The 26,616-nt window shown below is 72.6% G+C and carries 22 protein-coding genes and 1 tRNA gene; 10 read left to right on the forward strand and 13 right to left on the reverse strand.

Translation table 11 applies throughout. The features are described from left to right. Positions 1 to 3 precede the first annotated feature (3 nt). Positions 4 to 780, reverse strand: a complete 777-nt coding sequence (locus ACZ60Q_RS13620) for a TetR/AcrR family transcriptional regulator (RefSeq protein WP_469632832.1) — start codon at positions 778 to 780, stop codon at positions 4 to 6. Between the two features lie 50 nt (positions 781 to 830). Continuing rightward, positions 831 to 1,766 (reverse strand): AurF N-oxygenase family protein, encoded by a 936-nt coding sequence (locus tag ACZ60Q_RS13625; protein ID WP_469632835.1) that lies wholly within the window; start codon positions 1,764 to 1,766, stop codon positions 831 to 833. A gap of 269 nt (positions 1,767 to 2,035) precedes the next feature. Between ACZ60Q_RS13625 and ACZ60Q_RS13630 the strand changes: the two genes are divergently transcribed. Together ACZ60Q_RS13630 and ACZ60Q_RS13635 are read left to right on the forward strand one after the other, a co-directional pair. Further along, positions 2,036 to 3,148, forward strand: a complete 1,113-nt coding sequence (locus ACZ60Q_RS13630; protein WP_469632838.1) for a ferritin-like domain-containing protein — start codon at positions 2,036 to 2,038, stop codon at positions 3,146 to 3,148. A 143-nt stretch (positions 3,149 to 3,291) separates the two neighbouring features. Next, positions 3,292 to 4,164: a hypothetical protein gene (locus ACZ60Q_RS13635; RefSeq protein WP_469632841.1), complete on the forward strand. Its 873-nt coding sequence runs from the start codon at positions 3,292 to 3,294 to the stop codon at positions 4,162 to 4,164. Between the two features lie 137 nt (positions 4,165 to 4,301). On the opposite strand, the gene ACZ60Q_RS13640 is transcribed toward ACZ60Q_RS13635, so the two are convergent. From ACZ60Q_RS13640 to ligD, 9 genes are all read right to left on the reverse strand, one after another. Beyond that, positions 4,302 to 5,405: an amidase family protein gene (locus ACZ60Q_RS13640; protein WP_469632844.1), complete on the reverse strand. Its 1,104-nt coding sequence runs from the start codon at positions 5,403 to 5,405 to the stop codon at positions 4,302 to 4,304. A 46-nt stretch (positions 5,406 to 5,451) separates the two neighbouring features. After that, complete coding sequence (locus ACZ60Q_RS13645; RefSeq protein ID WP_469632847.1) at positions 5,452 to 6,909, reverse strand: penicillin-binding transpeptidase domain-containing protein; 1,458 nt, start codon at positions 6,907 to 6,909, stop codon at positions 5,452 to 5,454. Continuing rightward, complete coding sequence (locus ACZ60Q_RS13650; RefSeq protein WP_469632849.1) at positions 6,906 to 8,285, reverse strand: FtsW/RodA/SpoVE family cell cycle protein; 1,380 nt, start codon at positions 8,283 to 8,285, stop codon at positions 6,906 to 6,908. The genes ACZ60Q_RS13645 and ACZ60Q_RS13650 overlap by 4 nt, the downstream gene beginning before the upstream one ends. A gap of 148 nt (positions 8,286 to 8,433) precedes the next feature. Beyond that, entirely contained in the window at positions 8,434 to 8,934 is a 501-nt protein-coding gene (locus ACZ60Q_RS13655) for an SH3 domain-containing protein (protein WP_469632852.1), read from the reverse strand. A gap of 93 nt (positions 8,935 to 9,027) precedes the next feature. Continuing rightward, complete coding sequence (locus ACZ60Q_RS13660; protein ID WP_469632854.1) at positions 9,028 to 10,407, reverse strand: ATP-binding protein; 1,380 nt, start codon at positions 10,405 to 10,407, stop codon at positions 9,028 to 9,030. Beyond that, positions 10,404 to 11,147: a hypothetical protein gene (locus tag ACZ60Q_RS13665; RefSeq protein ID WP_469632857.1), complete on the reverse strand. Its 744-nt coding sequence runs from the start codon at positions 11,145 to 11,147 to the stop codon at positions 10,404 to 10,406. The genes ACZ60Q_RS13660 and ACZ60Q_RS13665 overlap by 4 nt, the downstream gene beginning before the upstream one ends. A gap of 216 nt (positions 11,148 to 11,363) precedes the next feature. Beyond that, positions 11,364 to 11,678: a zinc ribbon domain-containing protein gene (locus ACZ60Q_RS13670; protein ID WP_469632860.1), complete on the reverse strand. Its 315-nt coding sequence runs from the start codon at positions 11,676 to 11,678 to the stop codon at positions 11,364 to 11,366. Beyond that, positions 11,675 to 13,882: a PBS lyase gene (locus tag ACZ60Q_RS13675; protein ID WP_469632863.1), complete on the reverse strand. Its 2,208-nt coding sequence runs from the start codon at positions 13,880 to 13,882 to the stop codon at positions 11,675 to 11,677. The genes ACZ60Q_RS13670 and ACZ60Q_RS13675 overlap by 4 nt, the downstream gene beginning before the upstream one ends. Before the next feature lie 224 nt (positions 13,883 to 14,106). Continuing rightward, positions 14,107 to 14,997, reverse strand: a complete 891-nt coding sequence (gene ligD / locus ACZ60Q_RS13680) for a non-homologous end-joining DNA ligase (RefSeq protein ID WP_469632866.1) — start codon at positions 14,995 to 14,997, stop codon at positions 14,107 to 14,109. Positions 14,998 to 15,075: 78 nt separating this feature from the next. On the opposite strand from ligD, the gene ku reads away from it, so the two are divergent. Further along, complete coding sequence (ku, locus tag ACZ60Q_RS13685; protein WP_469632869.1) at positions 15,076 to 16,254, forward strand: non-homologous end joining protein Ku; 1,179 nt, start codon at positions 15,076 to 15,078, stop codon at positions 16,252 to 16,254. A 180-nt stretch (positions 16,255 to 16,434) separates the two neighbouring features. Continuing rightward, on the forward strand, positions 16,435 to 18,321 hold the full coding sequence (locus ACZ60Q_RS13690; RefSeq protein ID WP_469632870.1) for a serine/threonine-protein kinase: 1,887 nt from the start codon (positions 16,435 to 16,437) through the stop codon (positions 18,319 to 18,321). Here the strand turns inward: ACZ60Q_RS13690 and ACZ60Q_RS13695 are convergent. Beyond that, positions 18,290 to 19,975, reverse strand: coding sequence for a hypothetical protein (locus ACZ60Q_RS13695; protein WP_469632873.1), 1,686 nt, complete (start codon positions 19,973 to 19,975; stop codon positions 18,290 to 18,292). The two genes, ACZ60Q_RS13690 and ACZ60Q_RS13695, sit on opposite strands and share 32 nt — an antisense overlap. Positions 19,976 to 20,226: 251 nt before the next feature. Here ACZ60Q_RS13695 and ACZ60Q_RS13700 point away from each other — a divergent pair, with 251 nt between their 5' ends. Further along, complete coding sequence (locus ACZ60Q_RS13700) at positions 20,227 to 20,418, forward strand: hypothetical protein (protein WP_469632876.1); 192 nt, start codon at positions 20,227 to 20,229, stop codon at positions 20,416 to 20,418. A 226-nt stretch (positions 20,419 to 20,644) separates the two neighbouring features. Further along, positions 20,645 to 21,235 (forward strand): hypothetical protein, encoded by a 591-nt coding sequence (locus tag ACZ60Q_RS13705; protein ID WP_469632879.1) that lies wholly within the window; start codon positions 20,645 to 20,647, stop codon positions 21,233 to 21,235. Positions 21,236 to 21,592: 357 nt separating this feature from the next. Here ACZ60Q_RS13705 and ACZ60Q_RS13710 read toward each other — a convergent pair. Beyond that, positions 21,593 to 21,664, reverse strand: a tRNA-Arg gene (locus tag ACZ60Q_RS13710). 211 nt (positions 21,665 to 21,875) lie between these two features. Here ACZ60Q_RS13710 and ACZ60Q_RS13715 point away from each other — a divergent pair. The 4 genes from ACZ60Q_RS13715 (at position 21,876) to ACZ60Q_RS13730 (ending at position 26,611) form a co-directional block, all read left to right on the forward strand. After that, complete coding sequence (locus tag ACZ60Q_RS13715; protein ID WP_469632881.1) at positions 21,876 to 22,289, forward strand: response regulator; 414 nt, start codon at positions 21,876 to 21,878, stop codon at positions 22,287 to 22,289. Positions 22,290 to 22,482: 193 nt separating this feature from the next. Beyond that, positions 22,483 to 23,631 carry an ArgS-related anticodon-binding protein NrtL gene (gene nrtL, locus ACZ60Q_RS13720; RefSeq protein ID WP_469632884.1) on the forward strand — a complete coding sequence of 383 codons (1,149 nt, stop codon included), beginning with the start codon at positions 22,483 to 22,485 and terminating at the stop codon, positions 23,629 to 23,631. Between the two features lie 32 nt (positions 23,632 to 23,663). Then, positions 23,664 to 25,055, forward strand: coding sequence for a diaminopimelate decarboxylase (gene lysA / locus ACZ60Q_RS13725; RefSeq protein WP_469632885.1), 1,392 nt, complete (start codon positions 23,664 to 23,666; stop codon positions 25,053 to 25,055). A gap of 257 nt (positions 25,056 to 25,312) precedes the next feature. Then, positions 25,313 to 26,611, forward strand: coding sequence for a homoserine dehydrogenase (locus ACZ60Q_RS13730; protein ID WP_469633813.1), 1,299 nt, complete (start codon positions 25,313 to 25,315; stop codon positions 26,609 to 26,611). Positions 26,612 to 26,616 lie beyond the last annotated feature (5 nt).

A 26,616-nucleotide genomic window follows, 5' to 3' on the forward strand; every position in this document is an offset into this window, starting at 1 on the left:
CGGTCAGTCTGACGCAGCGGCGGCGGGCAGCAGGTGCGCCGCCTCCGCGACGACCGGAATCACCCGTTCCGCCAGCTGCCCGGCCGGGCCGTCGGAGGTCTCCAGGGCCAGCAGGTCGTTCACCACCGCCGCGGTCTCCGGGTCGGTGGCGGCCGTCGCGGCGAGCAGGGCGATCAGCTGGTCGACCAGCCAGCCGCGCAGCTCGGCCGCGGCCGGCCGCTTCCCGTCGTCCAGCCAGATCAGCGAGGCCGCCTCGACGCCGGCGATCCAACTGCGCACCATCATCCGCAGGCGTGGCCCGGCGGGCTGCTCCCCGGCCCCGGCCATCCGCCCGAGGTGGCGCAGGATCTCGTCGGCCGCCGCCCGTCGCACCCCGTCCACGATCGTCGTCGTGCGGGAGGTGTCCACGACACTGCCGCCGCGCAGCAGGGCACTGAACCCGGTGTCGTGCTCGTCGACGAAGCGCAGATAGCGGTCCAGCACCCGGGCGACCCGCTCGGTGGGCGGGCCCACCGGCGGTTCGCTGAAGCACAGCGTCAGCTCGTCGGCCGCCGAGCCGAGCGCGGCCTCGTACAACTGCTGCCGCCCGCCCGGGAAGTAGCGGTAGACGAGCGGCCGGGACACCCCGGCCGCCACCGCCACCTCGTCGAGCGAGACCTCGTCGGGAGCCCGGTGGGCGTAGAGCCCCAGCGCGGCGAGCAGCAGCTGGGCGCGGCGCTCCTCCACGCTGAGCCTGCGGTACGTCGCCCGGGGCGGCGGGACTGCGGCGGTGGGGGTCATGCCACCGACCCTAAGGCCACCGGGACCCGCACCTGACGTCCGCACGGCTTTCAGGCCAGCAGCCCGGAGCTTCGCCACAGCCGGCGGCCGACGCCGTTCAGCAGGCCGATGTCGTCGAAGAAGTCGGTGAGCCGTTTCGCGCCGGACCGCATGACCTCGGCGCGGTGGCCGCTGGCCCGTGCCTGGGCCAGGGCCTCGCGGCGGTCCAGGCCGACGTTCTCGTACACCCGCGGGTTCACGAAGCAGATGGAGAAGACCCGGGCCGCGTCGCCGCAGCTGACCTTGGTGAGTTCCCGCTCCCAGCGCGGGGCGGTCACCATCTGGCGGCGCAGCTCCTCCCGGGCGTACCGGACGTGCCGCGCCTCCTCGATCACATGGATCCGGGTCACCCCGCGCACCAGGGTCTGCACACGGTCGTCCGGGAAGGTCAGGCGCTGCATCCAGTCCAGGATCTCCTCGCCGAGCAGGGTCGCGGCGAACGAACCGGGGGTGGTGGAGAGGGTCTTCAGGACCCGTGCCAGATTGTGGTAGACGCGCGGCACCGGGTACGTCGGCGCGCCGCCCCAGTCGATCATGCGGCCGAACATGATCGAGTGCCGGCACTCGTCGGCTATCTCCGTGAGCGCGTAGCGGACGTGGTTGCTGGTCACCGGCTTGTCGTAGACGTGCCGGACCAGCAGCTGCATCAGGATGATCTCGAACCAGATGCCGAGCGAGGCCAGCGCGGCCGCCTCGTGCCGGGAGAGGTCCAGGCGCTGCTCCTCGGACATGCGGTCCCACATCGGGGTCCCGTACAGCGAGAGCAGTTCCGGCGGCCAGAACCACTTGCCCTCCTCGACGGCCGCGTCCCAGTCGAGTTCGGTGTCGGGATCGAAGGAGTGCTTGGCCGAGGATTCGAGCAGCCGCAGGGCGACCTGTTCGCGGTCGCGGAGCGGGCCGAGTGCGTCGCGGAGCACAGTGACATCGCGAGCGGTGACGGGCGTCATGGCGGGAATACCTCACACGGGTGTTGCCGGGAACTGGGGTCACCGGGAACTGGGTGGACCGGGAACGGGAGTTACCGGCGGTCACCTCTTATGAGACTACCTGTCAGTAAGGCCGTCAATCCCTTGGGCGCGACTTCGTGCGACTTGTTGACCCGCTGTCTATCAGCGTGTGAACCTGCCAGGGAGGCGGTCGACGGGCGGGCCCAACTGCCCTCGGTGTCACGGAACTTGTCGATCCAGTCGAGCCATTCGAGGCGAAGGAGCCGTCCGTGTCCACCCATGATCTCTACACCACTCCGCCCGCCGAACCGGTCTGGCAGGTCCCGGCCACCGGAGCCGCCCGGTTCAACTGGGACTACGACGACGGCCGCGAACGCCTCCTCGCCCTCTACCAGAAGGGCAAGGACAAGCAGTGGGACGGCAACAAGCGCATCGACTGGGCCCTGGAGGTCGACCCCGCAGACCCGCTCGGCACCCCCGACGAGGCGCTCACCCTGTACGGCACCCCGCACTGGGCGAAGATGACGGAGAAGGACCGGGGTGAGCTGCGCAAGCACTACACCTCCTGGCAGTTCAGCCAGTTCCTGCACGGCGAGCAGGGCGCGATGGTGTGCGCGGCGCGCATCGTGGAGTCCGCCCCCGACCTGGACGCCAAGTTCTACTCCGCCACGCAGACCATGGACGAGGCCCGGCACGCCGAGATCTACGGCCGCTTCCTGCACGAGAAGGTCGGCATGCTCTACCCGGTCAACGACAGCCTCCAGGGGCTGCTGGGCGACACCCTGCGCGACTCCCGCTGGGACATGCCCTACCTCGGGATGCAGGTCCTGATAGAAGGCCTGGCGCTGGCCGCCTTCGGGATGATCCGCGACACCACGACCAAGCCGCTGCCCCGGCAGATCCTGGCGTACGTCATGCAGGACGAGGCCCGGCACGTCGCCTTCGGGCGGATGGCGCTGCGCGACTGCTACAAGCAGCTGAGCGACGCCGAACTCCGCGAGCGTGAGGAGTTCGTCATCGAGGGCTGCTACCTGATGCGCGACCGGCTCAGCGGCGCCGAGGTCCTGGAGAACTTCGGCATCGGCAAGCAGGAGGCGAAGGACCTCACGGAGCGCTCGGAATTCCTCCAGCTCTTCCGCAAGCTCCTGTTCAGCCGGATCGTCCCGTGCGTCAAGGACATCGGCCTGTGGGGCCCACGGCTCCAGAAGGCGTACGTCGACATGGGTGTCCTCGAACTCGGCGACTCCAACCTCGACCTGCTGATGTCCCAGGACGAGGAGATAGCCGAGGAACTGGACCGCGAACGTTTCGCTGCCGAGGAGGAGGCCCGGGTGGCGGAGATCGCGGAGGCGATCGGGGAGGGCGCGGCCGAGGCCGCCTGAGGGGGTGCGGTGAGGTGGCGGTGTGGGGAGGCGGTGGGGATCGGGCGGTGGGCGGGCGGGCTGCTCAGGGGCGATCCTCTCGACCTGATACCGATATCGGGCGCATCGAAAGTCCGTTCGTAAACGTGTCGTACGGTGAGCGCATGACCACCCCGCCGCACCCGCCGCAGGGCCCGTACGGGCCGCCGTCTCCGCAGAACCCGTACGGCCAGAACCCCTACGGCGCGCCGCCGGCCGCGCCCGCGTCCGTGCCGCAGCATCCTTACGGCTACCCGCAGCAGCCTCCGGCGCCGCCCCAGCAGGGCGGCTGGGGTCAGCCCGGCATACCCGGCGGAGGCGGCCCGGGGGCGGGCGGCGGCTGGCCGCCCCAGGGCCCGCAGCCGCCGCGCGGGAAGCGGACCGGACTCATCGTCGGGATCGCGGTCGGCGCGGTGGTGGTGGCGGGGGCGATCGTCTTCGGCGTCGCCCGGCTCGCCGACGAGGGGGCCGAACTGGCGTACCCGAAGGCGGAGTACAAGCTCCTCGTGCAGCAGAAGCTCCTGGACGGCGAGTTCAGCCTGGGGCAGGACCTCTCGGAGACCGAGGGCAAGGAGATCGAGGACACTCCCGACCCCAGCATCCGGGACAGCGAGGCGGTCATCGCGCACTACGCTTCGGACAAGGGCGGCGCCCTGGTGCTCTCGGGGATGTACGGGCGGCTGGCCAGCCCCGGCTTCATGCGCGGCAAGATCATGGAGGGGGCGGCGGGGGCCGACGGCGCGAAGCTCGTCGTACCCGCCGAGGAGTTCACGCCCGAGGGGTACGACATCACGATCGAGTGCCAGGTCGTGCAGTCGAACGAGGCCGGCGGCGTCGCGAACATCCCCATGTGCGCCTGGGGCGACGACAACACCGCCGCGATGATCGCGGTGATCCGTCCGGAGAGCGTGGTCAAGGACGCCAAGTCCATCGACCTGGCGGCGGTCGCGGCGGAGACGGCCAAGGTCCGCGAGGAGGCCCGCAAGCCGATCGGCTGACCGGAGACCGGAGACCGGAGACCGGAGACCGGAGTGCCCGCCCGGTCCCGGAAGGGCAACGCGCCGACAGGGCAACCTGTCCTCCGCCCTGCCTCCTGCCTCCTGCCGCCCCTCCGCCCTGCCGGCTCTGCCGTCCGTCAGCGCAGCCCGGCGGTGGGCGGCATCGGTGCGGCGGGCAGGGTGTCCTCCACCGCGCGGGCGGCGGCCAGCAGCCGGACGTCCGCGCCGCGCGCCGCCGCCAACTGGAGCCCCACCGGGCAGCCGTCCCCGGTGAATCCCGCGGGCAGGCTCGCCGCCGGGTGCCCGCTCAGGTTGAACGCCCAGGTCAGCGCTGTGGAGTAGAGGTCCCCCGGGCCCTCGTGGCCGTGCGGCCGGTTCGGGGTGACCGGGGTCAGCAACAGGGCCCCGCCGCCGAGAAGTTCCTCCAGCCGCTCGTTGTTCGTCCGCCGCACCCGCACCGCCTCCGGGTCGTCGGGCGACCCGCCCCGTACCGCCGTCCAGGCCCCCACCGGGTCGAGCAGTGCGACCTCGCGCCCCAGCAGGCGCACGGTCCCCGCCGCGACGAGCCGGTCCACCGCCGCCCGGACGACGGCCGCCACCTCCGGGTCCACCGCCGCGTATCCGAGGTCCTCGCTGTACACGGCGGGCAGCGGCAGTACGGGGCGGGCCGGCGGCTCGTGGCCGTCCAGCACATGGCGCAGATACGGCTCCGCCGCGGCCGCCGACCGGGCCAGTACCCCGGCCGAGGCCAGTCCCGACCGGTCGGGGGAGGGAAGCAGCCCGTTCGTCGTCTTCAGCCCGAACACCCCGCACCAGGCGGCCGGGATACGGACCGACCCGGCCCCGTCGCTGCCCGTCGCCAGCTCCGCCATCCCCGCCGCCACCGCGACCGCCGACCCGGCCGATGAGCCGCCCGGAGTACGGTCGGCCCGCCACGGGTTGACCGTACGGCCGTGCGCGCCCAAGCCCCAGGTCTGCCAGTGGGTGCCGGGTCCCGGCACCGAGGTCGCACCGACCGGGGACCCGCCCGCCGCGATCAGTCGGCGCGCCGCGAAGGACCGGATCCCGGAGGGGCCCTTCACCGCGAACGGCAGTCCGCCCAGCGGGAGTCGGTGCGCCATGGCCTCCCGCTCCCGGGCGAGCGCCCCGTCCGGCCAGACCTCGGTGAACGCGTGCAGCGCCGGGTCCAGCCGGCCGATCCGCTCCAGGGCCCGCGCCACCGCGGAGGTCGTCCGTGTCATGGGCCCAGTCTGCCGGTGCGCCGCTCCGCGCGCCCGGGCTTCCCGGCTACTCCTCCAACGCCGCCTCCATCACGGCCCGGGCGATCGGGGCCGCGCTGCCGCCGCCGCTGATGTCGTCCCGGTCGGCGGAGGCGTCCTCCACGACGACCGCCACCGCGACGGCGGGGCGGCCGGAGTCGGGAGCCTGGGCCCAGGAGATGAACCAGGCGTACGGCAGCCCGGAGTTGTCGACGCCGTGCTGGGCGGTGCCGGTCTTGCCGCCGACCCTCACCCCGTCGATCGCCGCGTTCGCCCCGGTGCCGTTCTCCACCACGTCGACCATCATCCGCTGGAGCTGCACGGCCGTCGACGGGCTCATCGCCCGCTCGTACGGGTCGGACCCCTCCTGCCGGACCGTGTCCCCGTCGTTGGTGGTCACGCGGCCCACCAGATGCGGACGGCGCAGATCTCCGCCGTTGGACACCGCCGAGGCGACCATCGCCATCTGGAGCGGGGTCGCCGTCGTGTCGAACTGCCCGATCGAGGACAGGGCCAGCTGATCGTCGCTCATCTCCGTGTCGAAGTTGCTCTTCGCCACCCCGGACGGGATGCGCAGCCCGGTGTCGTTGAAGCCGAACCGCTCCGCCGTCTCCACCATCCCCTCCAGGCCGACCTCCACCCCCAGATGGGCCATCACCGTGTTGCAGGAGACCCGGATCGCGTCCGCCAGGGAGGCCTGCTCGCAGCCTCTCGCCTCGTTCGGCAGGGTCGTCCTCGTGCCGGGCAGGACGTACGGCGACGGGGTGTCCGTGGGGGCGTCGGCGTCCGTCACCGCCCGGGCGTCGAGGGCCGCCGCCGCCGTCACGATCTTGAAGGTGGAGCCCGGCGGATAGGTCTGCCGGATGGCCCGGTTGAGCATCGGCAGACTTGTGGCCGCGTTCAGCCGGGTCCACGCGTCGGTCACCGCGGAACCGGTCCCGGACAGCCGCTCGGGGTCGTACGACGGGGTCGAGACAAGCGCCAGGATCTCGCCCGTCGACGGATCCAGCGCCGCGACCGCGCCCCGCCGCCCGCTCAGCCCGTCGTACGCGGCCTGCTGCATGGACGCCTTGATGGTGGTGACGACATCGCCGCCCGGCTGCCTGCCCCGCGTGAGCTCGTTCCAGAAAGGCAGCGGCGCCAGCGAGGAGTCCGTACCGGACAGGACGGAGTCCTCGGCGTTCTCGATGAGCGTGGTGCCGTACGTCTGCGAGGCGTATCCGGTCACCGGGGCGTACAGCGGGCCGTGCAGATAGGTGCGCTCGAAGCTCAGCTGCTCGCCGGTCTCCCTGCTGCCGGTCACGGGCCGGTCGCCGACCAGGATGTTGCCGCGCGGCTGGTCGTAACGGGCGATGGTGTTACGGCGGTTGGCCGGATTGTCGTCCAGCTCGTCGGCCTCGAAGACCTGGACCCGGGCCGCGTTGACGAGCAGCGCCACCAACAGCAGCAGACAGAAGGCGGCGGCACGCCGGATGTAGCGGATCACCGGTCCTCCTCCACGGCCGCGGCGATGATCCCGGTCTCGGCCTGTTCGGGGTGAGGTCTGCGCGAGACGTCGCTGACCCGGATCAGCAGCGCCACGATGATCCAGTTGGTGACGACCGACGAGCCGCCCTGCGCGAGGAACGGCATCGCCATCCCGGTCAGCGGGATCAGCCCCATCACCCCGCCCGCGATCACGAACACCTGGAGCGCCAGGATCGACGACAGGCCGATGGCGAGCAGCCGCCCGAACGGGTCGCGCAGGGCGAGCCCGGCCCGGTAGCCGCGCGCCACGAGCAGCGCGTAGAGCAGGAAGATCGCGGTCAGCCCGCTCAGGCCCAGCTCCTCGCCCGCGGTCGCCAGGATGAAGTCGGACTTGGCGGCGAAGCCGATCAGGATGGAGTGGCCCGCGCCGAGCCCGGTCCCGAGCATCCCGCCCGCGGCGAAGGCGAACAGCGACTGGGCGAGCTGGCCCGGCCCCTGCCCCGCGTCGATCGAGGCGAACGGGTCCAGCCAGTCCTGCACCCGGCTGTGGACGTGCGGTTCGAAGGAGCCGACGACGAAGGCCCCGACGGCGGCCAGGAGCAGACCGACCGCGATCCAGCCGGTCCGGCCGGTCGCCACGTACAGCATGATGACGAAGAGCCCGAAGAATAGCAGCGAGGTGCCCAGATCGCGCTCCAGCACCAGCACCCCGACGCTCAGCAGCCAGATCGCCACGATCGGCCCGAGCACCCGGCCGGCGGGCAGTTGCAGCTTCCACACCGTGCGGCCGGTGTAGGCGAGCGCGTTGCGGTTGGCGGCCAGGTAGGCGGCGAAGAACACCGCGAGCAGGATCTTGGCGAACTCGCCGGGCTGGAAGGAGAGTCCGCCGATCCGGATCCAGATCTTCGCCCCGTTCACCGCCGGGAAGAAGATCGGCACGATCAGCAGCGCGAGTGCCGAGGCCACCGAGAGGTACGCGTACCGCTGGAGCACCCGGTGGTCGCGCAGCAGCACCACCACGGCCGCGAACAGGGCGACGCCGAGCGTGGACCAGACGAGCTGGGTGGGCGCCGCCTGGTCCCTCGGGGTCTCCAGGTCGAGCCGGTAGATCAGCACCAGGCCGAGCCCGTTGAGCAGGACGGCGATCGGCAGCAGCAGCGGATCGGCGTACGGGGCCCGGAAGCGGACCGCGACATGGGCGAGCAGCGCGAGCGTGCCGAGCCCGGCGCCGTACCCGGCGACGTCGGGGGGCACGGTGCCGTCGTGGGCGAGGCCGACCGCCGTGTAGCCGAAGACGGAGATCAGGACGCCCCCGACGAGGAGGGTGAGCTCCATCCCGCGCCGCTTGGGCAGGCGTAGCTCGGGCGGGGGAGCGTCCGCCGTCGTTGCGGTCATGCCCCGCAACGTAGCAAGAGGTGGGCAGTATTTCCTTTATGTCACACCTTTGTCGAGGCTGGATCCCATCGGCACATGCGCCCGCCCGCGGAGCCGACGGCGACACGGCCGGGCTCCACGGGCGGGCGGGTGTGCGGGTGATGTGAGGTCAGCACCACTTCGGCGCGTCGCCGATGTTCTCGATGTAGCGGGCCGAACCCCAGGCCCAGGTGCCGTCGGTCAGCAGGTACCAGCGGTCGTTGCCGTCGACGTTCTCGCCCGTGGTCTTGCAGAAGATGTTGACGACCTCGCCGTGGTCCACCGAGCCGACGATGCGGCTGCTGCGGGTCGGCTTGTCACGCAGCAGCAGGTACGGCTGGGCGATGACCCGTCCCTTGTAGGTCCTCCTGGGCGCCTGGGGGCGAGCCTGCTCGCCCGGGGCCTGTGCCTCCTTGTCGGCCTGCTGGCGGGCCTCGTGCTCGCGCTGCAGGGCCGAGGCGGAGAGCTCGTCGGACGTCGGGTCCGCAACGGCGGCCTCCGCGCGCTGTCCGACGGGCTGGGGGTCGGCCGCCAGAGCGGCGGGAGCGGCGGCCGTGAGCGCCGCGAGCGTGCCGGTGGCGACGCAGAGACCGAGCCGGCGGAGCCGCGAGGGGCGGGACAGGGGGGACATGCTGCCTCCATGCGATGAGGAAAGGGGTCGTGGGGGACACGAGCTGGGCTCGTGCCGACCACGCTAGAATCGCCACTCACGGTCCGCAATGCGTCACGTTGTGTGAGGGCTGTTCCCCGTTGAGCCGTCCGGGTCGTCCGTCCCCGCCGGGCCCCCGTCACCACCGGGATTCCCGTCGGCGTCACCGTCGTCGAGGGTCACGTACTCCGGCAGGGTCAACCGGGCGAGCGCCCCGCCGTCCGGCGGATTGCCGAAATCCAGCCGCGCGCCGATCACCCGGGCCTGGCCGAGGGCGATCGTCAGCCCCAGCCCGTGCCCCTTGCCCGCGCCGTCCGTGCGGAACCGCTGCGGCCCGCCGTCCCGCAGATACGCGGGGAAACCCGGGCCGTGATCGCGCACCGAGACCACCGGGCCGTCCACGCTCAGCACCACGGGAGGGCCCCCGTGCCGATGGGCGTTGGCCACCAGATTGCCGATCACCCGCTCCAGGCGCCGCCGGTCGGTCTCCACCCGGGCCGCGCCCGCCACCCGCACCTCGGTGTCGGTGCCCGACGCCCGGACGACCCGCTCCGCGACCGGCGCGAGATCATGCACGGCGAGGTCGACCTGCTCGGTACGGGCGTCCAGGCGGGAGATCTCCAGCAGGTCCTCCGTCAGCGCCCGCATCGCCTTCACCCGGTCGCGCACCAGCTCCGCCGGGCGGCCCGGCGGCAGCAGTTCGGCGGCGGCCGACAGGCCGGTCAGCGGGGTGCGCAGCTCGTGCGCCACATCGGCGGTGAAGCGCTGCTCGGTCTGGAGCTTGCGCTGGAGGGTCGAGGCCATGGTGTCGAGCGCGCCCGCCACGATCGCCACCTCGTCCTGGGCGCGGACCGGGCGCGCGGTCCGGGGATCGTGCACCCGGGCGTCGAGATCGCCCGCGCTGATCCGGCGGGCCACCCGGGCGCTCTGGTGGAGCCGGCGGGTCACCCGGCCGACGGCGAACAGTCCGACGAGCAGGGTGGCGGCGATGGCCAGCAGTGAGGAGCCGATGATCGCCCGGTCGAGGCCGCCGATCGTGCGGGCGCTGTGGCCGTAGTCCGTCCAGGTGGCCAGCGCCCGCCCGTCCGCCGGGCCCGCCGCCCACATGGCGGGGTCGCTCCGCCCGTCCGGGTCGCCCGGCCGGTGCGGCCCGTCCGCGACGACGGTGCCCCGCTCGCCGCTCGCGGCCAGGGCGCGCAGCGAGGCGGGCAGGCCCGGCGGGTCGATGCCGGACCCCGGGGGCAGCGGCTCCCCGGCCTCGTACGCGTCGGTGACCACCTCCAGCCGGCTCAGCGTCTTCTCCCGGGCCTGCTCGACCGTCTGCCGGGTGACCGCCGTGTGCACCAGGAAGCCGAGGAGGGCGGCCAGGGTGCAGCACATGACGGTCAGGAAGACCGCGGACTTCCAGGTGAGGCTCGCGGTCCAGGAGGGCGAGCGGAACCGACGCCGCCTCATCGCGCCCCCGTGGCGGACGTGGGCGACGCGGAGGACGCGGATGGTTCCGGGGAGGGCTTCGGTGCCTTCCGGTGCTCGGGCGTCCGTAGGATCTCGTCCCGGGTGGGCAGCATCGCTCGCTGCCGGTCGTCCCAGGACCACGCGGTGCGGTACTCGTACCCCGGGATCACCGAGGGAGCCCGCATGATCAGGTCCCGGCCCGCCAGCTCAACGCTGATGACGGCGTCGTAGGTGGACATGATCCGGGTCAGCCGGCCCTCGTCCGGCATGTAGACGCGCACGGCGAGCTGTCGGTCGGGCATCCGGATGCCGAGCACCAGTTCGTCCCTGCCGTCGCCGGTCAGGTCGCGGTAGTACGGCGGGAGGACCGGGCAGTCGTCCGGGGCGGTCCGGCACGCCTCGATCTGCCGGACCGTCCCGTCCGGCAGCTCGTCCAGGCCGCTGTCCCGGTCCGTCCTCGCCTTCAGCCCGGCCTGCGCCACGGTCACCGGGTCCAGCCGCCGTACGTCGCCGTCCGTCAACCGGATCCCTGGGATACGCGCGGTCTCGCCCTCGCCGTAGTCGTACGGGGCGGCGGAGGCGGGCGGCAGATCCGGCCAGAGGCTCTTGGGCTGGACGGCCGACGGCGCGTCCCCCGCGCTCTTCAGCTCGCCGGCCGCGCCGCAGCCGGACAGCAGGACGAGCGAGGCGAGGGCGGACACGGCGGTACGGGGCGCCGCCGGGACGCGGTGCGGGCGCACGGCTCGCCTCCTCTTCGACGACGGACGACACAGCGGTCTCACACCCTAATCGGACGACCGTGCGCAATGCCGACTTCGTACCCCTGCGTAACGTTGTGCGGCCCCGCAGTCGTGGGACCACGGGGCCGGGGCGGTCAGGAGGGCCGCGGGATCAGCGCCGAATCGGATCAGCGCCGGTACGGATCAGCGCTGGTACGGATCAGCGCCGGTACGGGTTCAGCGCTGGTACGGGTTCTGCCCAGGAGGCGTGAAACCGGGCTGCTGGGCCTGGCCGTGGGCGTTGCCGTCCTGCCCGGCCGCGGCCTGGGCGAGCAACCGGTCCGCCTCCTCCTTGGGTATCTGCCGCTCCCCACCGCAGAACGTGCACTGCGTGACGTACTTCGACGAGAACGGGAACAGCGGCACGAAGAACAGCGTGAACTTCGTGACCCGCTTGCGCAGGGTGTGCGCCGCCGGATTGCCGCACCAGCCGCACACCATCGTCAGGATGGCCAGCTGGTAGAGGTAGCCCTTGGTTCCGAAAATGATCATGCCGTGGTTCCTTTCCCCGTCCCCCGGAGTGCCCGTCGGCACAGTGCCAGGAGCTTCTCGTCCTCATGGATGTCATGACTGCCGTACCCGCCGTCCATCGCGTTGTGACGGCGTACGGAGGCGAGTTCGCTCCGCAGGACGTGTGCCGCGGCCGACCCCTCCGGGACCGGCCCCATCCGTGCCACACATTCTGCCACCCGGACCCGCACATGACGGCTCCGCTCCCAGTCGGCGAGCAGCGACTCGACGGTCTCCCGCGACCGGCCGGACACCTCCCACAGCGCGATCGCGGCGTCGACCCGCAGCCACAGCTCCTCATGCGCCAGCAGCCCGCGCAGCCGGGGCGCTACCACCGCGGCGCGCGGCCCGAGGGCCCCCAGCGCCACCGCCGCCGCCCGCCGGTCGTGCACATGGTGCGACTGGAGGCCCTCGATCAGCGCCGGCAGCACCGCGTCCGCGTCCCCGGAGATCGCCCACAGTGCCTCGGCCGCCTCCGTCGCGGAGGCCGACCCCGGGCGGCGGATCAGCGCCCGCAACTCCGGGACGGCCTCCCGCGCCGCCGGCCCGAACGAACCCAGCGCCCGCAGCGCCGCCGTACACAGCCACTCGCCCCGGTACTCCGGCGCCCCGCGCAGCACCCGCAGCACCTCGGGGGTCGCCTCGCCCGCCCGCAGCCCGGTCAGCCCGGCCAGCAGCGGGCTCGCCCGGTCGTAGGCGCCCTCGTCCAGCTTCACCTCCGCGAGCCGGTGCCGCAGCGCACCGGCGAGCGGCTGGGCCGCCGCTCCCAGGTGGCCCACCGCGAGGCCCACGTCGTGCGCCACCTGCGGCAGCTCCAGCGCCGCCGCGAGCGCGGGCACCACCCGGGCGTCGCCGAGGCGAGCCAGGGCCTTCACCGTGGAGCCGAGCCCGGGCGGACCACTGGCCCAGGACTTCACCCAGTCCCCGGGGCGGTCGGCCAGCCGGGCGGCCAGGGCGTCCGCGGCGGGCGCGGCCAGGCCGAACAACTCCTCCAGCACATGGGACGCGGCCTCGGCAAGCCGGGGCTCGGGGGCGGACAGCTGATCGCCGACGAGCGCCACCAACTCCTCGTAGGGGCCGCGCCAGGCCCGTATCAGCCCGCCGCTCATCCGCACGGCGTCGATGCGCTGCCGGCTGTCCGGGCTGCGCAACTGGTCGGCGAGCAGCGCCGTGCGGTCGCCCACCCGGTCGTCGAGGCCGACATGCAGGGTGCGCAGCAGGTCGGCGGCCCAAGGAGTGCCGCGCCCGGCGTTCTCCTGCGCGGACAGCGACCGCAACTGCCCCACGAGCGTCGGCGTCGCGACCTGCTCGCCCCGGCAGGTCTCCCCGGTGGCCACCGGCTCCGCGTCCACGTCCACCGGCTCGGAGTCCGGATCCACCGGCTCCGCGTCGGGGCCCCGGCCGGGATCCGGTCTGTCCCCCTCCGGCCCGCCCCCTTCCGGGGTGGACTCGCCCGGCGTCTCACGCATCTCGCGCAGCAGCCCCGAGACCACCGGCACCACATCGCCGGGCAGCCCGTCGGGTGAACAGCGCGCCAGCTGGGCCAGGGCCGCGAGCCGCAGACCCGGGGAGTGCGCCCGTGACACCAGCCGGCCCAGCCACTCCGCGACCCGCCCCGCCAGCGGCCGGTGCCGCAGCGCGACGCGCCCGGCCGCCTCCACGAGGGCGAGCCGCACCTCCTCGTCGGGCTCCACCGGCAGTCGCTCCCGCAGCAGCGCGAGCACCCGCACGGGGTGCCGGTGCAGCGTGGCGAGCGCCAGCGGGGCCGCGAGCCGCACCCCGGGGTCCTCGTCGGCGATCAGCTCGAAGAACACCCCCGCACCCGCGGTGACCGCCGCCGCCGCCATCGCGTAGTTCGCGGCGCCCTCGATCTCGTCCTCGTCGATCTCCGCCTCGTCGTCCTCGTCGAGGTCGAAGCCGCCGATACTGGTGAGCAGTTCGACCACGCTCCCGCGGTCCTGCACCCCCGGGTCCACGGCCAGTTCGAACAGGAACGGGATGCACGCGAGCGTGCACGCGTACACGTCGCCCTGGTGGTGCACCGCGCCGTACATACCGTCGAGCGCCGCCTCGCGCTCCGCCGGATCGGCGGAGGCGAGCCCCCGCAGGAGCTCCGGCACATCATCGGCAGGCCCGTAGGCATGCTCCATCGAGGCCCAGTCGACCTCGTCGATCCCCGAGAACACGCCATCCCCTCCCCACGATCACGGCAGCGCCCGGACAGGTGCGCCCCCGTGGCGAGCCCTGTCCGTCACACCCCTCCCGGCGCGCCATGGAGAAAGCGCCTGCGCAGAGTGTGCACCACGGGTCCGACAATCCACCCGCCACTTGTGGCCTTTCCTCGCGCCGTAACAAGGTCATGACCCGGTCAAGACGATTCGGCTGTGGATTCCTGTGAACCGGGGGTGTGTCACGCGGGCAGCGGACGCGCCTGTCCCGGGTTGTTCAGGGGCGCGAGCAGATCGCCGTGCAGATCCAGCCGAGCGGCCATGTCCCCGGCCCGGAACACCAGGGCGCCGGCCTCCCGGCACTCGGCGACCTCGTCCCACGTGACCGGGGCCGACACGGTGGGCTCGGGCCCGGCGCGCAGGGTGTAGGGCGTGGCGGTCGTCTTGGACGCGGCGTTCTGGCTGAAGTCGACGAAGACCTTGCCCGGCCGCAGGGCGCGCTTCATCCGGTGCAGGGCCAGCGCCGGAAGGGCCGCCTCCGCCTCCACGGCGAGCCGCTTCGCGTACGTGGACACCTCGCCGGACGGGGTCGGTTCCAGCGGGACCAGCAGATGTATTCCCTTGGACCCGGACGTCTTCCCGTACGCGGTCAGCCCGTCGGCCGCGAGGCGCTTACGCAGCCAGAGCGCCACCGTGCAGCACTCCACGACGGTCGCGGGGGAGCCGGGGTCCAGGTCGAGAACCATGCGGTCGGCGATCTCCGGTGCGTCCTCACGCCACTGCGGGGTGTGGAACTCCACCACCAGGTTGGCCGCCCACATCAGGGAGGCCAGATCCCGCACCACCACCTGCCGGGCGCCCGGGTCCTGGCTCCGGGGAACGGCGGTGGTTCCCACCCAGGCGGGTGTACCGGGTGGCGGATTCTTGGTGAAGAAGAGCTGGCCGTCCGGCCCGTCCGGGTAGCGCAGGAAGGACACGGGGCGATCGCGGAGATGGGGCAGGATCACGCTGCCCGCAGTGGCCGCGTAGTAGTGCAGCACCTCGCCCTTGGTCGTTCCGGTGGCCGGATACAGGACCTTGTCGAGATTGCTGAGCGAGACCCGTCGCCCCTCCACCTCGGTGATCGGCGTCATACGATAAGAGTCACACGAAACCATGCCAAAGCTCTTTAAGTGCCTCAAGGGTGCTCAACGGTCGGCAAGGGGTGAACGGTGAGGTCCATCTGGAACGGCGCGATCTCCTTCGGGCTGGTCAGCATCCCGATCAAGCTGGTCAACGCCACCGAGAACCACTCGATCAGCTTCCGGCAGATCCACCTCGCCGACGGTGGCCGGATCCGGTACCGCAAGGTCTGTGAACTGGACGAGGAGGAGGTCTCCGGCGACGAGATCGGCAAGGCCTACGAGGACGTCGACGGCACGATGATCCCGATCACCGACGAGGATCTGGCCCAGCTCCCGCTGCCCACGGCCAAGACGATCGAGATCGTCGCCTTCGTGCCCGCCGACCGGATCGACCCCCTCCAGATGGACGCGGCGTACTACCTCTCCGCCAACGGAGTCCCGGCCGCCAAGCCGTACACGCTGCTCCGCGAGGCCCTCAAGCGCAGCAACAAGGTCGCCGTCGCCAAGTACGCCCTGCGTGGCCGCGAACGGCTCGGCATGCTTCGCGTCGTGGACGAGGTGATCGCCATGCACGGCCTTCTGTGGCCCGACGAGATCCGTGCCCCCGAGGACGCGGCCCCGGACGGCGACGTCACGGTCCGCGACGTCGAACTCGACCTGGCGGACGCCCTGATGGACACCCTCGGCGAGGTCGACATGGACAGCCTCCACGACGACTACCGGGAGGCGGTGGAGGTACTCGTCGCCGCGAAGGCCTCCGGCGGGAGTGTGCTCCCGGCCGAACCCGAGGACACCGGCGGCGGCAAGGTCATCGACCTGATCGCGGCCCTGGAGAACAGCGTGCGGGCGGCCAGGAAGTCCCGGGACGACGAAGGCGGCAGCGGCGAAGGCGACATGGCCGATGTCCACCCCATCAAGAAGGCCTCGTCAAAGACGTCCGGGAAGATCTCGCAGACCACCGAAGCCGCGCGGAAGACCACGCACCGCACCCCGACCGGCAAGACGGTCACCCGCTCCGGAAGCTCCACGACGAAGAAGCCCGCCCCCAAGTCCACCGGCGAGAAGAAGTCCACGTCGGCGGCGAAGAAGTCGGCAGGGGGCGGCGGAAGCGGCGGAAGCCGAACGACCAGGAAGGAGACCACGGCGAAGGAGACCACGGCGAATCAGACCACCGCGAAGAAGACCACGGCGAAGAAGCGGACGTCGTCGAGCGGTGGCACGGCGGCGAAGAAGACGACATCCTCCCGCAGACGAACGTCGGCCTGACCGAGAGGCGGCCTGACGGAGAGGCGGCCGAACGGAGACGCGACCCGAGGCCGCCGCGGCCCGGCGGCGCCGCGTCGACGAGCCGCGGCCGACGGTGTGTTGCCGCCCGGCGCCATGGCCGCCCGGCAGTCCGCACGGCCCGCCGCCCCACTGTCGTACGCCCCCCGTACGCTACGGCCCATGAGCGCAGAGGCCCCTTCGGGACGGGTGATCGACGGCCGCTTCACGCTGGTGGAGCGGCTCGGTAGCGGTGGCATGGGCATGGTCTGGCGGGCCCGCGACGAGGCGCTCCACCGCGATGTCGCCCTCAAGGAGGTACGGCCCCCGGACCCGGCGCTCGCGGAATACGACCCCGAAGGCGCCCGCACCCTGCGCGCCCGGGTGCTGCGCGAGGCGCGCGCCCTGGCCCGGGTCGACCACCCCAACGTGGTCACCGTCCACCACATCGTCGACCCCGGCGAGGACGGCTACCCGTGGATCGTGATGGAGCTGGTGGCCGGCTCCTCCCTGCACGACCGGCTCGCCGACGGGCCCATGGAACCCGCCGAGGCCGCCGAACTGGGACGCGGCATCCTCTCCGCCCTGCGCGCCGCCCACGCCGCCGGCATCCAGCACCGCGATGTCAAGCCCGCCAACGTGCTGCTGCGCACCGACGGCCGCCCCGTCCTCACCGACTTCGGCATCGCCGCGATCCGGGAATCGACGAGCCTCACCGCGACCGGCGCCCTCATCGGCTCGCCCGACTACATAGCCCCCGAGCGGATCCGGGGCACCGAGGGCGACCCGTCCTCCGACCTCTGGTCCCTCGGCATGATGCTGTACGTCGTCGTGGAGGGCCGCCACCCGCTGCGCCGGGCCACCACCCTGGCCACCCTGGCCGCCGTGCTCGACGAGGAGATCCCGCCGCCGGTACGGGCCGGCTCCCTCACCCCGGTGCTGAACGCGCTCCTCACCAGGGACGTCCCGGCCCGCCCGGACGCCGAGGCACTCGACCGCCTGCTGGCCGAGGCCGCCCGCACCGGCGGGAGCCCGGCCCCGACACCTACGGAGCCCGTACGGGGACGGCCCGCGTCCGCGCGCCCCGGGGCCGTGCACAGCACACCCCCGCGGACGGCCGCCACGCCGCCGCCCCGGCCGGGACCCGCGTCTGAGCCCATGCCGTTCCCGTCACCCGTGTCCGACCGGAACCCTCCCGCGTCCGCCCGGCCCGGCGGGCCCTTCGCCCCGCCCTCCCCGTCCGGGGGCCCGGAGGACCGCGTCCCGACGGGCTACGGCTTCCCGCCCCCCGCTTCCGCCCCCACGCCCGCACCCGGCGGCAACCCGTACCAGCAGCCCACCACCAACCCCTACGACGCCCCGCACGAGCGCGGCCGCCGCGTCGGCCGCCGGGTCCGGCGGATCAGCGCCGCGTCGTCCGTCGTCTCGGCCGTGGTGATCGCGGGCGCCGTCCTCTGGACGGTCGACCCGTTCTCCTCCAAGGGCTCCGACAGCGACGACCGCCCGCGCGACCGGGCGGGCGCCCCTTCGGCCTCCGCTCCGGCACCGGACCCGGCGGCCGACGACTCCGACGGGCCCGGTGACACCGGCGGGTCCGAGGAGAAGGCACCGGAGACCGTGGACCTGCTGACCCCGGACGGGGCGCGGGCGGCTGTCAAGGCGATGAAGCCGCTCATGGGCGGGACGAAGGTCACCGATTTCACCCTCTACGGCGAGCACGCCTTCGCCGATGCGCCGCTGAAGTCCAACGCCGCGCTGTACGACCGCTTCAGCTACCGCGACGGTCGGGCGAAGAACGACGACATGGGCGGAACCCTGATGTCCGGGTCCACGACGATCGACCTGAACTCCGTCGACTGGGACGCGCTGCCCGCCCTGCTGAAGACGGCGGAGAGGACGCTCAACGTCGACGAGCCGGAGAGCCGTTACGTGATCGTGGACCCCTCGTCGCCCTTCCACGACGACCGCCCGGTGCTGCGCGTCCACGTCTCCGACTCGCACGGCGGCGCCTTCCTCACCGCCGAGCTGGACGGCCGGGTCATCGAGAAGAGCCCGCGCCCCAAGGGCTGAGCACCGGCCGGATCGGATCCGGAAGCTGCGGAAGGTCCAGGTCGAACGGGTTCCGCTCGATGACATACGTGCAACTGGTGAAGGTGTAGCCCGGCTGGACCTTCGTCCCGGAGGAGTAGCTGTCCACCCGGGCGGTCGCGCCCGTGCCGTGCTTGTAGAGGAAGTGGTACGCCCCTGCGGGGAGTTGGAGCCGGGCCTTCGGGTAGTTCCTGCCGCTCGCCCCGCAAGCCCGCCGCGAGCCCTCGGAGGCGCTGTACCGCTCACAGCCCGCGCAGGCCTTCAGCGTGACGGTGCCGGTGACCGGGCCGGTGTAGAGCACCTCGACCGCGTTCGGCGCGTCATTGCTGATGACCAGCTCCATCCGGGCCCCGCCGGGCCGCTTGGACGGCGGCAGCCGCTTTCCCGCCGCCGGCCGGTCCTCGGCGATCTCCGCGGCTATGGCGATGTTCCGCGCCTGCCGCACCCGCCCGTCGCTCTTGTACGTCCGCGCGAAATCGGTCAGCGTCGTGCGCGCGTCGCCGAACTTCTCGTCCTTGAACTGGTCGACCCCACAGGCGTACACCCCGTCCACAACACCCTGGTCGGCATCGCCGCGCAGCGCCCTCACGCCCTCGGCGGGCAGGTCGGACGCGGTGGCTCCGAGGCCCCGCAGCACCTCCGTGGCCGCACACGGCTCGGCCCCCTTCAACGCCGCGACCTGGTCCTTGATCCGCTTCCCGATCGCCGGCCCCACCTGCCGCGCGGAGGCGGAGTCGGGGAACGTGCGCAACAGCTCTCCCAGCTCCGTACCGCCGCCGCCCGGCCCGCCCAGACGCGACACACCGCACCCGTACAACGACGCGGCGAGCGGTTCGTCGGGCCATGCGGCGAGCGCGCCCAGCAGCCTCTCGTCCACCGAGTCCGGAAGTGTCCGCAGATAGGTCAACGGGGCTACGGCTTCACAGAGTCGCTTCTCGGCGTACGGGGCGGAGACGGCGTCGTAGTACGCCTTCAGGCGGTCCGGGACGAGCTTCGCGGCCCGGGAGCCGGGATGGTCCTCGCCGAGCGCGCGATAGACGTCGAGCGCCCGCTCGTACTCGCCCTTCGCCGAGTCGAACGGCTGCCGTGAGGCCGCCGCGACCCGCTCGTCCCCGCCCGCCAGTCGGTCCAGCAGCTGCTGCTCCCGCGCCTCGTCCCGTGCGGAGCCGTACACCACGGCCCCGCCCGCCGGAACGGCCAGCAGCACCATGCCGAGCCCGACCGCGAGAACGGGCCGCCATGCCCCGCCCAGCGCCGAACGCCGGGCGATCCGGGCCCCGTCGGCGGCGGCGAGCACCAGCACGAACAGATACCCGACGAGGACGCCCCCGGGCACCCCGTCCGGATCGGCCGGCAACGCCGCCCACAACAGCACCGCCGACGCCGCCCAGCACACCGCGGCCCGCGCCCAGCGCCCCAACAGGGCGTAACCGAGCCCGAGCCCGGTCAGATTGAGCAGCGCGGCGCCGACCGCACGCAGAGGCGCACCGGGCGGCGGCGGCCCAACGGTCGGCGCGTGGGAGGGTGGCGGCGGCCCGAACCCGGGCGCCCCGTCCGGAGGCGGCGGCACAGCCCCGCCCCACCCGCTCCCCTCGGCGCTCCGCCCCGGGGCCCCGTACCGGTCATCGGACTCCATAACGGTCCCCCCGCCGTCGAGCCTCATAAGTCCTGGCAAACCTGCCCGGTTCCGTCCCGCTCCAAGCACGACGACCACAGGAGATCGCTGTGCGGCCACATCGGAGGCCGGCCGGTGTCGAACAGTGCCCCTCCATCACGCCTCCCGCCTCCCGCCGCTCGCGGCCCGGATCCGTCCGATCACCTTCGCGCCCGGGCTCGCCGGGCAGCGCACCCTATCCACCGACCCGGCCCTTCACGACGCCTGTTCCCGTGGACGGCCCGGCGGGCTGCCTGGAGGCGGGCGAGCGTCAGGCAGCTCCGCCCGAGACGGACGGGCGGGTCGGGGCGGGCCCGGCGGAGCGCGAGGCGGACTCCGCCGCGATCCCCGCGGAGTGCGCCCTCGATCTTTCGTTCCACGACATCGCCGAGGGAGAGCCGGCCCAGGGGCCTCCCGTGCGGTGACGTCGGTACGCGCGCCGGTACGCGGGAGGGGCGGGCAGTCACAGGCGTGTGCCCGCCCCTCCCGCTGTGTCCGCGGCGTGCCTGTCATGTGTGCACCATCCGCACCATGGAGCCCCTGCGTCACAGAGGCCCCTTCCATCGGTCACGGTGATCTCTTAGTCTCACATTCTGTTCACATAGTGAAATGTGATCTCGTAACAGAGGTCAGGCGCGGGGGTAGTGAAGCATGCGTGAAAACTGGCGCTCGAAGTCGAGCGTTCTCGCCGGGGCGTCAGCGCTCGTGTTCTCGGCGGTCACCGCGACGCCGGCGGTGGCCGCCGACGCACCGGCGAGCCCCCGGGAAGTGCGGATACCGGCGGACGTGCGGATCGTCGAAGGTGGGGCCACCGAGCCCGGGGCGACTGCTCCCCTCCTTGCGGAACCTGCGGAACCTGCGGAACTGCTGGAGATCGCGGAGCCGGCCGGACGGGCTGAGGCCATGGCAGCGGCCAAGGGCGCTCCGTCGACGAACACGTGCCTCGGTTCGATCTCCGCCTACGGCGTCGGCGGGTGCTTCCAGCACAACGGGGACATCATCTGGGCGGGCGATACGAAGAAGGACGGCATGTCCGCGGCCGTCGGCGTCTACACCGACTACGGGCGCGCCGAGGAGGTCTGTGTCAACAAGCTCGGCGTGGACACCTGGGCGACCTGCGACAAGGACTACCACGAGGACGGGAACGTACGTCTTCGGGTCCTGCGCTACGACGGCGACACCGGCAGGTTCTACCAGCCCGAGACCTGGTCCGGCTGGATCCCGGTCAACGGGAGGTTCTGACCCACTCGACGGGGCGGTGCTGCCTTGCCCCGCCCTCGTCCGGGGGGAAGCCGCGGCGTTCTCGCACGCACCGCCGACGGCCGTGCCGTGGTCGCCGGGGGTTCGATCGGGTGCCAAACGCTCGGCCGCGTAACAGCCCGTAGGGTGAAGGATGTTGGCGGACCCGAGCCGGCGGGGAGCACGGCGAGTCGTGCTGCTCGCCCGCTACGGCCCCAAGGTGATCGACTTCGGTCTCGCCGTGCTCGGGGAGCCGGTGCCGCGGGGAAAATCACGCGGTCGGAGGACCGTTCACGTTCGGCATGCACGAGAAAGGGCCTGGCCTGTGTTCACACACAGGCCAGGCCCTCTTTCCGGAAGTGCCCCCGGCAGGATTCGAACCTGCGCACCCGGCTCCGGAGGCCGATGCTCTATCCCCTGAGCTACGGGGGCGTATCGCGGTGCTGCTCTGCGACGGGTGAAACACTACCAGCTCCCACAGGGTGTCCGTGAACAGGTATTCCGCCGTGCCGCCGCCCCTCATCCGTCCTCGTCCGGGAGGCTCGGAAGCGGTTGCCACCCGTCCGGGGCGGAAGTGGACAAAACCCTGACGCCGCCCCTTCGACCGGCCTATTCTCGAAGGGTGTCAGGGGCGTACGGCCGCGTGCTTGTTGTCGACGACAACAAGGCCATCCGGCAGCTGATCAGGGTCAATCTCGAGCTGGAGGGCTTCGAGGTCGTGACCGCGGCCGATGGTGTCGAATGCCTGGACCTGGTCGAGCGGGTCCGCCCCGACGCGATCACCCTCGACGTCGTGATGCCCCGGCTGGACGGCCTGGAGACCGCCACCCGCCTGCGCTCCGACCCCCGGACCTGCCGTCTTCCCATCGCCGTCATCAGCGCCTGTACGCCCTGTGAGGTCGACGCGGGCGTGGCGGCCGGGGTCGACGCGTTCCTGGCGAAGCCGTTCGAGCCGAGCGAGCTGGTGCGGATCATGCGCCGGCTGGTGACGGGGGAGGACGCGACCTCGGTGGACGGTCGGCGCGGTGCCGGGCGGGCGGGGAGCGCCACCGGCTGACCGGGGCGTCCGGCGGGTTCCGGCTCCCCGGGCCGCCGCCGCCGGGTCCGGCCGACCGGGGCGCCACCGTCGGTCCGGCCGAGCGGGGCAGCTGTCCCGGGCCCGGCTGGTCAAGGGCGTCGGACCGAGGTCGGCCGACCGTATGGCGAAACCGGGTCGCGAAGTGCCCCCCTCTCTCGCCTACGCTTGACCCGTGACCCCCGCCGACCTCTCCCGGACCGTGCTGCACGCCGTGCGCCGCGCGGTCGACGAGGATGCCTTGCGCGCACCCGTGCCCGCGCGCGTGCGGGTGGAGAGGACCCGGCCCGGCGGCAGCGGGGACTACGCCTGCGCCGTCGCGCTCCAGCTCGCCGGGCCCGCCGGGCTGCCCGCTCTGGAGGTCGCCCGCGTTCTGCGCGAACGCCTCGCCGCCGATCCCGGTGTCGGACGGGTCGAGATCACCGGACCGGGGTTCCTGAGCTTCACCCTCGACGCCCCGGCCGAGGGTGACAGGGCCGTGCTCGACGCCGTACGGGAACAGGGCCTCGCGTACGGACACGGGGACGCGCTCCGGGAGGAGGTCCTTCAGTTCCACCACGCGCGGGAGGTGCGTGCCGCCGTCACCGCCCACGCCGTGCGCCGGCTCGTCATCGCCCAGGGCGCCCGGGTCCGGGTCAGCTGCCAGGAGGCGTCCGACCCGGACTGGGTCCGCCTCGGCGTCACCGTCGACGCGCACGGGACGCCCCCCGTGCCGCTCGCCGGGATCCGGCCCGTCCCCGCCGGGGCCACCGCGGGGGAGCTGCTGGAGCGGCTCGGGTCCGACGCGGCCCGCTGGGGGCTCCTGCGGCCTGCCGGACACGACCGCGCCGCCCTCGGACCCGAACTGCTCGTCCAGGGCGAGGCCAACCCGCTCTTCCGGGTCCGTTACGCCCACGCCAGGGCCCATGCCCTCACCCGCGGGGCCGCCCTCCTCGGCTTCAGCGCCGAGCACGCGCCGGACGCCGAGCCCGCCGCGCACGCCGAGCCCGCCGCGTACCGTGAGAGCCACGCCACGCACGCCACGCACGGCCAAGGCCCCCTGTATGACGACGCCGCCGCCCGCCCCCTCCTCGATCTCATCGCCGACCACCCCGGCGTCCTGCTCGCGGCAGCTCGTCACCGTGCGCCCGACCGGGTCGCCCGGCAGCTGGAAGCCGTCGCCCACGCGTTCTTCGACTTCCACGACTCCTGCCCGCCCCTGCCCGCCGGTGACGAGAAACCCTCGGCCGCCCACCGTGCCCGGCTGGCTCTCGCCGAAGCCGCCGGGACGGTGCTGGCAGGCGGCCTGTCCCTGCTCGGCATCCGCGCGCCCGAACACCTCTGACGCGATCAGAAGAGACCCGAGAGAACATCACGATGAGCCGCTCCGCACACCCCGCAGGACCCCGTCACGCCGACGTCCTCAACGAGGGGCACTACTCCGCGCCCGCCGCCGACCTCAACGTCCTCGACGAGAAGGTCTGGTCGCGCACCGTCACCCGCGACGCGGACGGCGCCCTCACCGTCGGCGGGATGACCGTCGCCCGGCTCGCGGAGGAGTTCGGCACCCCCGCCTACTTCCTCGACGAGAGCGACTTCCGCGCCCGCTGCCGCGCCTGGTCGGACGCCTTCGGGCCGGACGCCGACGTCTTCTACGCCGGGAAGGCCTTCCTCTCCCGCGCCGTCGTGCGCTGGTTGAAGGAAGAGGGGCTGAATCTTGACGTCTGCTCCGGGGGTGAGCTGGCCACCGCCCTCGACGCGGGCATGCCCGCCGAGCGCATCGCCTTCCACGGCAACAACAAGGCCGTCGCCGAGATCGAGCGGGCCGTCGTGGCGGGCGTCGGGCGGATCGTGCTCGACTCCTTCCAGGAGATCGCCCGCGTCGCCCACATCGCCCAGCGTCACGGCGTCCGCCAGCGGGTGCAGATCCGCGTCACCGTCGGCGTCGAGGCCCATACCCACGAGTTCATCGCCACCGCGCACGAGGATCAGAAGTTCGGGATCGCGCTCGCCGACGGGCAGGCCGCCGAGGCGGTGCGCCGCGCCCTCTCGCTCGACAGTCTCGAACTCATCGGCGTCCACTCGCACATCGGCTCGCAGATCTTCGACATGGCCGGCTTCGAGGTCTCCGCCCGACGCGTGGTGCGGCTGCTGGCCGAGGTCCGCGACGAGCACGGCGTCGAACTGCCCGAGATCGACCTGGGCGGCGGTCTCGGTATCGCGTACACCTCCGAGGACGACCCCCGCGAACCGCACGAGATCGCCAAGTCGCTCAGTGACATCGTCACCCGCGAGTGCGAGTCCGCGAAGCTGCGCACCCCCCGTATCTCCGTCGAGCCGGGCCGCGCCATCGTCGGACCGACCGCGTTCACGCTGTACGAGGTCGGCACCATCAAGCCCCTGGAGGGGCTGCGGACGTACGTCAGCGTCGACGGCGGCATGTCGGACAACATCCGCACCGCGCTGTACGACGCCGAATACAGCGTCGCGCTCGTCTCCCGCACCTCGGACGCCGAACCCATGCTCGTCCGGGTCGTCGGCAAGCACTGCGAGAGCGGCGACATCGTGGTCAAGGACGCGTTCCTGCCCGCCGATCTGGCTCCCGGCGACCTGATCGCCGTCCCCGCCACCGGCGCGTACTGCCGTTCCATGGCCAGCAACTACAACCACGCACTGCGCCCGCCCGTCGTCGCGGTCCGCGACGGAGAGGCGCGCGTCATCGTCCGGCGCGAGACGGAGGAAGATCTCCTGCGTCTCGATGTCGGCTGATGAAATAGTTATCTCAGGATCCGGACGAGGGTCAGAAACTCCCGTCCGGTGAGTGAGACTGGTCCACACATGAGCATGGCCCTCCGGCGATGGGGGCGGGAGAAGAAGCGCTGCCGGGTGCGTGCGGCTGCAAGGCGGAGGATTGAGGCATGGCGGAGCCATGGTGATTGACGACAACGCCGCAGACGCGCGTGCCCAGCACCGCGACGCCGCCCCCCATCGCCGGAGGGTCCAGGTATGAGAGACGAGGTCGGATGATGCGTACGCGTCCGCTGAAGGTGGCGCTGCTGGGCTGTGGTGTGGTCGGCTCAGAGGTGGCGCGCATCATGACGACACACGCCGACGACCTCGCGGCGCGCATCGGCGCGCCGGTCGAGCTCGCCGGCGTGGCCGTCCGTCGGCCCTCGAAGGTGCGTGAGGGCATCGACCCCGCACTGGTCACCACCGACGCCACCGCGCTCGTGGAGCGGGGCGACATCGACGTCGTCATCGAGGTCATCGGCGGCATCGAGCCGGCCCGGACGCTCATCACCACCGCCTTCGAGAACGGCGCGAGCGTCGTCTCGGCCAACAAGGCGCTGCTCGCCGAGGACGGCGCGGCCCTGCACGCCGCCGCCGAGAAGTACGGCCGGGACCTCTACTACGAGGCCGCCGTCGCCGGGGCCATCCCGCTGGTGCGTCCGCTGCGCGAGTCGCTCGCCGGGGACAAGGTCAACCGGGTGCTCGGCATCGTGAACGGCACGACCAACTTCATCCTCGACAAGATGGACACCAGTGGCGCCGGCTACTCCGAGGCGCTCGACGAGGCCACCGCCCTCGGATACGCCGAGGCCGACCCGACCGCCGACGTCGAGGGCTTCGACGCCGCCGCCAAGGCCGCGATCCTCGCCGGGATCGCCTTCCACACCCGCGTGAAGATCGGCGAGGTGCACCGCGAGGGCATCACCGAGGTCACCGCCGCCGACATCGCCTCCGCCCGCCGGATGGGCTGCACGGTCAAACTGCTGGCCATCTGCGAGCGCGCCGCCGACGGGGCCTCCGTCACCGCCCGCGTGCACCCCGCGATGATCCCGCTCAGCCATCCGCTGGCCTCGGTCCGCGAGGCGTACAACGCGGTCTTCATCGAGGCCGACGCGGCCGGGCAGCTCATGTTCTACGGGCCCGGCGCCGGCGGCTCGCCGACCGCCTCCGCGGTTCTCGGCGACCTCGTCGCGGTCTGCCGCAACAAACTGGGCGAGGCCACCGGCCCCGGTGAGTCCGCCTACACGCGCCTGCCGGTCAGCCCCATGGGCGAGGTCGTCACGCGTTACCACATCAGCCTCGACGTGGCCGACAAGCCGGGCGTGCTCGCCCAGGTGGCGACGGTCTTCGCCGAGCAGGGCGTATCCATCGACACGGTGCGGCAGCAGGGCCGGCCGGACTCGGACGGCGAGGCATCCCTCGTCGTCGTCACCCACCGCGCGCCCGACGCCGCCCTCTCCGGGACCGTCGAAGCGCTGCGCAAGCTCGACACCGTGCGCGGTGTCGCCAGCATCATGCGTGTTGAAGGGGAGTAAAGGAC

The organism is Streptomyces sp. NPDC104313, from assembly GCF_055583985.1.

Excerpts from the sequence above, each read along its gene's own strand:
- ACZ60Q_RS13650 (WP_469632849.1), bottom strand. The coding sequence starts at position 8,285 with ATGACCGCAACGACGGCGGACGCTCCCCCGCCCGAGCTACGCCTGCCC.
- ACZ60Q_RS13695 (WP_469632873.1), bottom strand. The coding sequence starts at position 19,975 with ATGGAGTCCGATGACCGGTACGGGGCCCCGGGGCGGAGCGCCGAGGGG.
- ACZ60Q_RS13625 (WP_469632835.1), bottom strand. The coding sequence starts at position 1,766 with ATGACGCCCGTCACCGCTCGCGATGTCACTGTGCTCCGCGACGCACTC.
- lysA (WP_469632885.1), top strand. The coding sequence starts at position 23,664 with ATGAGCCGCTCCGCACACCCCGCAGGACCCCGTCACGCCGACGTCCTC.
- ligD (WP_469632866.1), bottom strand. The coding sequence starts at position 14,997 with ATGACGCCGATCACCGAGGTGGAGGGGCGACGGGTCTCGCTCAGCAAT.
- ACZ60Q_RS13660 (WP_469632854.1), bottom strand. The coding sequence starts at position 10,407 with ATGAGGCGGCGTCGGTTCCGCTCGCCCTCCTGGACCGCGAGCCTCACC.
- ACZ60Q_RS13635 (WP_469632841.1), top strand. The coding sequence starts at position 3,292 with ATGACCACCCCGCCGCACCCGCCGCAGGGCCCGTACGGGCCGCCGTCT.
- ACZ60Q_RS13670 (WP_469632860.1), bottom strand. The coding sequence starts at position 11,678 with ATGATCATTTTCGGAACCAAGGGCTACCTCTACCAGCTGGCCATCCTG.
- ACZ60Q_RS13620 (WP_469632832.1), bottom strand. The coding sequence starts at position 780 with ATGACCCCCACCGCCGCAGTCCCGCCGCCCCGGGCGACGTACCGCAGG.
- ACZ60Q_RS13655 (WP_469632852.1), bottom strand. The coding sequence starts at position 8,934 with ATGTCCCCCCTGTCCCGCCCCTCGCGGCTCCGCCGGCTCGGTCTCTGC.
- ACZ60Q_RS13730 (WP_469633813.1), top strand. The coding sequence starts at position 25,313 with ATGCGTACGCGTCCGCTGAAGGTGGCGCTGCTGGGCTGTGGTGTGGTC.
- ACZ60Q_RS13640 (WP_469632844.1), bottom strand. The coding sequence starts at position 5,405 with ATGACACGGACGACCTCCGCGGTGGCGCGGGCCCTGGAGCGGATCGGC.
- ACZ60Q_RS13690 (WP_469632870.1), top strand. The coding sequence starts at position 16,435 with ATGAGCGCAGAGGCCCCTTCGGGACGGGTGATCGACGGCCGCTTCACG.
- ACZ60Q_RS13705 (WP_469632879.1), top strand. The coding sequence starts at position 20,645 with ATGCGTGAAAACTGGCGCTCGAAGTCGAGCGTTCTCGCCGGGGCGTCA.